The 6,561-nt window shown below is 58.8% G+C and carries 5 protein-coding genes; all 5 read right to left on the bottom strand.

Annotated features, from left to right (window positions below):
* Window positions 1-225 precede the first annotated feature (225 nt).
* Window positions 226-639, bottom strand: coding sequence for a (deoxy)nucleoside triphosphate pyrophosphohydrolase (locus tag HNQ38_RS12070; protein ID WP_183721297.1), 414 nt, complete (start codon window positions 637-639; stop codon window positions 226-228).
* Window positions 640-1,128: 489 nt separating this feature from the next.
* The gene (locus tag HNQ38_RS12065; protein WP_183721294.1) at window positions 1,129-3,123 is read right to left on the bottom strand and encodes an ATP-binding cassette domain-containing protein; all 1,995 of its coding nucleotides are present in this window, start codon (window positions 3,121-3,123) and stop codon (window positions 1,129-1,131) included.
* Window positions 3,120-4,283 (bottom strand): NAD-dependent epimerase/dehydratase family protein, encoded by a 1,164-nt coding sequence (locus HNQ38_RS12060; protein WP_246388132.1) that lies wholly within the window; start codon window positions 4,281-4,283, stop codon window positions 3,120-3,122. The genes HNQ38_RS12065 and HNQ38_RS12060 overlap by 4 nt, the downstream gene beginning before the upstream one ends.
* Window positions 4,280-5,410: a hypothetical protein gene (locus tag HNQ38_RS12055; RefSeq protein WP_183721291.1), complete on the bottom strand. Its 1,131-nt coding sequence runs from the start codon at window positions 5,408-5,410 to the stop codon at window positions 4,280-4,282. Before HNQ38_RS12055 ends, HNQ38_RS12060 begins: the two co-directional genes overlap by 4 nt.
* Before the next feature lie 2 nt (window positions 5,411-5,412).
* Window positions 5,413-6,339, bottom strand: coding sequence for a dihydroorotate dehydrogenase (locus HNQ38_RS12050; RefSeq protein ID WP_183721288.1), 927 nt, complete (start codon window positions 6,337-6,339; stop codon window positions 5,413-5,415).
* Window positions 6,340-6,561 lie beyond the last annotated feature (222 nt).

Raw genomic sequence — 6,561 nt, 5'->3', positions numbered from 1 at the left:
ATACTAGGCTGACGCCGTATATATGCGAGCATCCGAACGAATTTCCAAAGTCTATTTTCCCTTGACCATAGGGCGGGGCCATATATGCTCTAAATAATCCTTTTGCCCAATTGGCTGCGTCAAAAGGTTATTTTTTACTCCCGTCATGTACCGAAAAAGTACACTCCTCTCGTAAAACCCCTTTTCCTTGCCCTTGGCGCAAAATCAGCTATTTGGAAAAAGCCCCTAGCAGAAGGTGTTGAGAGTCAAAATCTGCTCAAGCACGCCAGCGTCGGCAGGCAAAAAGCCCAGCGCAGGCGCTTCGTCCGGGCTGACCCAGCGCAGATTTTGTCCTTCGGCGGCGCAAGGCTCACCCACGAAGTCTGTAACGTGAAAAAAATACAGGCGCACGTTGAGGTTCCGGTCTGCGTAGCGGTGTTCAACGCACTGCCAGTAGCTGGCTTCGCGCACGCCGATGCCCAGCTCTTCAGCCAGTTCCCGCTTCAGCGCTTCTTCCGGGCTTTCATTGCCTTCAAGCTTGCCGCCGGGAAATTCCCAGTAGCCTTCCATTATTTTGTTCGTGGGGCGTTGGGAGGCGAGAAAATGCCCGCCGCGCCAGATGATGCCCGCCGCCACGTCAATCGTTTGTGTGTAGTCCATCCCCGATGCTTTCCTTTGATTTCTAGGGAAACGCTGATTTATTCCGTTTGGCGGCGTTGCTTCGTTTTTTTGAAACAGTCGGGGACGGAAGAGTCCACGCCTGCTTCAAAAAAAGATCGCGCCTTGCCAAAAGAAATAACTGCGTGTTTACAGGATCTCTTTAATCAGTGCTTCCCTAGAGCAGATTAACTTTGAAATGCTTCACATTTCAAAGTTGTCATTCTGCCGAAGCTGTCGTTTCGGCAGAATCCATACCGCAGTGCGGCTGGTGATCTGGTTTGGAGCATTTTTATTTTGAAATGCTCAAGTGGCTGCGTAAACAGCAACTCGCCGCGAGGCGCAGGCGCTATGTCTTTGCGCTTTGCGCCGCTGCTGTGAAGCTGCGTATTCCCGCTGCCCAAATCCTGATTTCTGAAAATATACAGATGCGATATCTTCAGGGTGACTTTGCCCTGGCCAGCGGCGTGATGCCGCTCCCCCAACCTTGGCCTAGCCTTCTGTATTCCACCGCGCGCGCACGGCTTCCATGCGCTCTTCAAGAGTGGTCATTTCTTCAAAAAGGTCTTCGCCGCGCTTTTTGCAGGCTTCAAACGTTTTCAGCAATTCCGAGGAACGGGCGTGGTCGGCATACACTTCAGGATCAGCCAGTTGCGCCTCGGCTGCTCCCTGTTCGTCCAGTACTTTGGCCAGTTCCTTTTCCATAGCGTCATAGCGGCTTTGCAGAGGCTTCATTTCCTTGTGCATCGCATTACGCTTTTCAGCCTGCTCACGCTTGAGGCGTTTTTGTTCATCGCGCGAAAGGCCCTGGGCGTCTCCCCCCAGCGAATTGTCTTGCGCCGCGCCAGCGCCCCGCCCTGCATCCGCGTTGCCAGATGGCCCCGTCATGCGGGCGCGTCGCACAGCGTCATAGGAGGCAAAATCGGAGAACACGGTAATGCCCTTCTTGTCAAGCTCCCAGGCTTCCGCCCCTACCTGCGAGAGCAGCCAGCGGTCATGCGCGACCATGAGCAAGGTGCCGGTAAACTTCTGTAATGCCGACACAAGCGCTTCACGGCTTTCAAGATCAAGGTGGTTGGTAGGTTCGTCCAACAGCAGGAAATTGCAGCGCTTCAAAAACAGGCTAGCCAGCACAAGGCGGCTTTTTTCGCCGCCGGAAAGGGCGCTGACCTGGCGGTCAAAGTAGTCTTGCCCGAGAAGAAAGAGGCCGAGCACGCTCATAAGCTCTTCTTCCGTAGTGCGCGGGTCGGACAGACGGCGAATTTCGCCAAGCACCGTAGTGTCTTCACGCAAGGTGTCCATCTGGTGCTGGGTGTAATATCCCATACGCAGTTGTGTGGCTGTAGCCAGATTGCCGCCGCAACGCTCAAGCGTGCCTGCCAGCAGCTTGAGCAGTGTGGACTTGCCGCACCCATTGTGCCCCACCAGGGCCACGCGCTGGCCGCGGTACAGGGTAAAGGTCAGGGGCGGCCACATAACCTTGCCATCGCCAAAATGAAAATCCAGATCAGCGGCAGCCAGAACGATTTTTTCAGAGTGCGGCGCTTCGGGCCAGGAAAAATTCAGTTCTTTGCGCTTGGGTTCCGGTCTGTAATCTTCAAGCTCTTTTTCAAGCTTTTTCGCAATTTTTTGCCGGGAACCAGCCTGACGCGCCTTGGTGGCCTTGGCGCGAAAGCGCTCCACAAAGGCCATTTTTTTGTCGAGGTCTTCCCTGAGGGCGCGGGCTTCGCGCTCGCGCTGGGCGTTGTACTCATCCTGCAAGGTCAGAAACTGGGTATAGGTGGCCTTGCGGAAAACAGGACGCGCCAAGCCAAGGTAAAGCACATGCGTGCCTACCGTATCCATAAAACGGCGGTCATGCGCCACAAAAACCAGAGCGCCCTTGAAGTCCAGCAAAAAGGACTCCAGCCATTCCACGGCTTCCATGTCCAGATGGTTGGTTGGTTCGTCCAGCAGCAGCACGTCGGCTCCTGCGGTGAGCACGCGGGCAAGCTTGGCACGCTCGCGCCAGCCGCCCGAAAGTTCGCGCAGGGTGCGGCCCCACTTGTGCTCGGCAAAGCCCAGGCCCGAAAGCACGGCCTTGGCCCTGTGCTCCGGGTTATACCCATAGAGCGATTCCAGTTCGCTCTGACGGTGCATGAGTTCGGTAAGGCGCGATTCGTCCTTGTCTGCGGCGGCTTCTTCCCATTGGGTCCAGAAGTCGCTCCAGTCGTGCAGCACGTCCAGTACATAGGTGAGCAGGGGCGTGTTGAGGGCATCTTCTGAAAGTTCCTGCTCAACATAGCCCAGGCGGCAGCCACGCGGCAGAATGACACGCCCGCCGTCAGCGGAGTCCGCCCCGGCCAGCAGACGCAAAAAAGTGGATTTGCCCGTACCGTTGGGGCCGCATACGCACAGGCGCACGCCGGAATCCACCTCCATCGAAAAATTGCTGAAGATGTCCCGTCCGCCAAATGATTTGGAAAGTTCCTGAATCGTTATTTTCACAACCAGCCCTCACGGCGGTAGCCTTCAACTGCTTCAGCCATGCCCGCCTCGAGGCTCATGCACGGGGTGAAACCAAGTTCGCGCCGAATGCGGCTGCCATCACAAAGCCAGCCAGCCTGACGGGCTTCGCGGTATTTATCCAGATTCCAGTTGGGCGCGCGGTGCAGGCGGCCACCAAAAGCAGGGGGCAAGTGGGACAGCAGGGCGTCGGCAGTGATGCCGAAAGCTGATGAAAGCGCGGCTGTCAGCGCCATGATGGGCAGGGGCATGCGGATAATGCGCACCTTGCGCGGTTCGCGCGCCAGTGCGGCATCAATGGCAGAACCCATGCTGCGGCAAAAATCGCTCATGGTGTGTGCCTGCCCGTCACTGAGGTGATAGACCCCCTGCGCTTCGGGACGGCAGGCGCAAATGACGGCCTGCCCCATATCGCGCGCGTGTATGGCGCTGACGGGAAACTCACGTCCAAAGCCGGGGCTTACGGCAACGCCGCGCATGACGCCCTTGAACACGGGCAAAAGGCCTTTGTCGCCAGAACCATAGATGATGGGGGGACGCAGAGTGACCATGCGGTCGCCAAGAGCGCGGCCCAGAATTTGTTCAGTAAGCACCTTGGACCAGCCGTAGGCCGACACTGGCGCGGGCAAGACGGTGTCGCTTACGCCGGGGGCCGTACCGCCGGGGCCTGTGGCCGCCTGGCTGGACACCAGCACCAGCCGCTGGATGCCTGCGTGCCCGTTAGCTGCGGCATTCAGGTCAGACTGGCGTATTGCTTCCGCCAGAGAGGCGGCGGCGCGGGCATTGGCGCGCAGGTAGTCCTGCCAGCCAAGGCCGAAAAGAAGAGCGGCCATGTGGATGACCATATCCTGCCCGGCAAGGGCTTCGGCAAGGCCGCGCCCGCTGGCGAGGTCAGCCTGGGCTACGGCCACGCCTTGAGGCAGGCCGCGTGTGCTTGAGCTTGCCCGGGTGAGGCAGGTAACGTGAGCGCCAGCTTCCAGCAATTGCGGCAGCAGATGCCGCCCTACAAAACCGGTGCCGCCCGTAAGCAGAACCTTGACGCCCCTGAGATGCCCGGCGGCGGCAGGGGCGGGCGTGCCGGGGCTTGCAGCGGACGAGGCGTCTGTCTGCTTCATGTCAGTGCCGGGGGCCGAAATACTCATGCTTCGATTTCCCTGCGGTAAATACGGTAGCGCTTGTTGAGGCGGCCTGAAAAATCTTCAAGCAGATCGTTGACGGGCACGTTGTCTTCAAGCACCCAGGAGCCTTCGACCCACTGGAAGTCGGGCCGATGCTGGGCTTTTTCCATCATGAAGTCCAACAAGAGCAGGGGCAGACCCATAAGCCGGAATTCTTCGCGAATGCCGAAAAGAATGGTGCGGTAGCCGCCGCGTATCTCAGCCCGCGCGCGCCACCAGTGCCACAGGGCGGAAAGGCCGAGCTTGCCGTTGAGCCGCCGGAGCAGGGGAGCCATGTCGGGCAGGGCCACCATACCCGCCGCGGGCTTGCCGTTGTGGAAGAACAGGACGAAAAATTCCGGGTCCAGCACGCTTTTAAGTTCTTTGACGTGCTGTTCGGCTTCGCCGTCCGAAAGGGGAGAAAAGCCCCAGTTGTTTGCCCAAGAATCCTTGTACAGGGCCAGCATATCGCGAATGTCTTCGGTCAGCGTGGCCTTGCTGGAGGTGCGGCAGGTGAAGTGCGCCTCGGCCTTGAGGCGGGCCACTTCGTCGTAGAGCCATTCGGGCGGATTGAACGTGCTTCTTTCAATAAGGTAGGCGAAAAGATCCTGCTCTTTGCGGAAATGCCAGCTTTCAAGCAATTCTGGATAATACGGCGGGTTCCAGGGCATCATGATGGTGGGGGCAAGTTCAAAACCGTCCACCAGCATACCGCAGGTGTAGTTTGCAGACGGATTCAGCGGCCCACGCATGAAGGTCATGCCCTGCGCAGCCAGCCAGTCTCTGGCGGCGTCAAACAGGGCATGGGCGGCTTCCTTGTCGTCCTCGCACTCAAAGAAACCAAAGCTTCCGCAGGTTTCGTTGGCGTAGGCATTGTATTTTTCGTCTACAATGGCGGCGATGCGGCCCACAAGGCGTCCGTCGCGTACGGCAAGAAAAAGTTCACGCCGGGCGCTTTCCCAGAAGGGATGTTGCCCTGGCGTAAGCAGTTCGCGCTCCTGACTCTTGATGGGGGGTATCCACAAGGTGCTGTGGGCGTAAATGCTCCAGGGGAACTCAAGAAATCTGGTGAGTTCCGACTCCGACCGGGCTGCGATGATTTCAAGACCCATAATCAGCCCAACTGCAAGCTGCCGCGCAGCTCGTCCAGAGAGGATATGCCCAGGCGCTCGCAGGCAGCGGGAAGTTCCTGCACCATATCAAAGGCGCAGTCTGGCCGCATGAAACTTGCTGTGCCTACCTGCACGGCGTGCGCGCCGACCAAAATGAATTCCAGCGCGTCTTCAACGCAGGATATGCCGCCCACGCCCACCACAGGAATCTTTACCGCGCGGGCTACCTGCCACACGCAGCGAAGCGCCACAGGCTTGATGGCCGGGCCGGAAAGCCCGCCGACCACATTGGCCAGTGAAGGGCGGCGCCTTGGCAGATCAACTGCCATACCCAGCAGGGTATTGATGCAGGATATGCTGTCTGCACCCGCTTCTTCCGCAGCGCGGGCCATGACAGTGATGTCGGTGACGTTAGGCGAAAGCTTGATCATGATGTGCTTGTCCGGCGCGGATTTGCGCACAATGGACGTCACCTGCGCAAGCATGCCGGGGTCCTGGCCGAAGGCAATGCCGCCTTCTCGCACATTGGGGCAGGACACGTTGACCTCAAGCGCTGCCACGCCTTCTTCATCATTGAGGCGGGCGGCCAGCTGGCCGAAATCTTCAACCGAAGCGGCGTAGATATTGGCGATAACGGGAGATTCCTGCCAGGGCAGCATGGGGAGCTTTTGCGCGCAGAAAATATCGACCCCGTCATTTTGCAGCCCCACGGCATTGAGCATGCCCGCTGTGGTTTCCACAATGCGGGGGGTGGGATTGCCATCGCGGGCCTGAAGGGAAAGCCCCTTGACCACCATGCCGCCAAGGCTGGCAAGGTCGCCGTATGTGGCGAATTCCAGGCCGTACCCAAAGGTGCCCGAAGCTGTAAGTATGGGATTTTTGAGGGTCAGATCATGCGTCTGGCCGCTCAGCGTAACGGAAAGATCCATGCCGCGTTCTCCAGTAACCACGCAGACCCGCCATAGCGCAAACCTTTGCGCCGGGGCGGGGCGGTGAGGGGTTGTGTGCCCGCCTGGGGTGAGCTGTTACGGGCTATCGCCGGATTGGCAGCGAGCCTGTACCGCCAGACGGCACGGCGCGCTGCACCAGCTTTGTTCCGTTGCTCTACCTGCCGTTCATGCGCCTTGGCATTTCTGCAAGGAGCAATTTGA

Source organism: Desulfovibrio intestinalis (assembly GCF_014202345.1).
Taxonomy (GTDB): Bacteria; Desulfobacterota; Desulfovibrionia; order Desulfovibrionales; family Desulfovibrionaceae; genus Desulfovibrio; species Desulfovibrio intestinalis.
This window is presented reverse-complemented; position numbering and strand designations above follow the sequence as displayed.

Excerpts from the sequence above, each read along its gene's own strand:
- HNQ38_RS12070 (WP_183721297.1), bottom strand. The coding sequence starts at position 639 with ATGGACTACACACAAACGATTGACGTGGCGGCGGGCATCATCTGGCGC.
- HNQ38_RS12060 (WP_246388132.1), bottom strand. The coding sequence starts at position 4,283 with ATGAGTATTTCGGCCCCCGGCACTGACATGAAGCAGACAGACGCCTCG.
- HNQ38_RS12055 (WP_183721291.1), bottom strand. The coding sequence starts at position 5,410 with ATGGGTCTTGAAATCATCGCAGCCCGGTCGGAGTCGGAACTCACCAGA.
- HNQ38_RS12050 (WP_183721288.1), bottom strand. The coding sequence starts at position 6,339 with ATGGATCTTTCCGTTACGCTGAGCGGCCAGACGCATGATCTGACCCTC.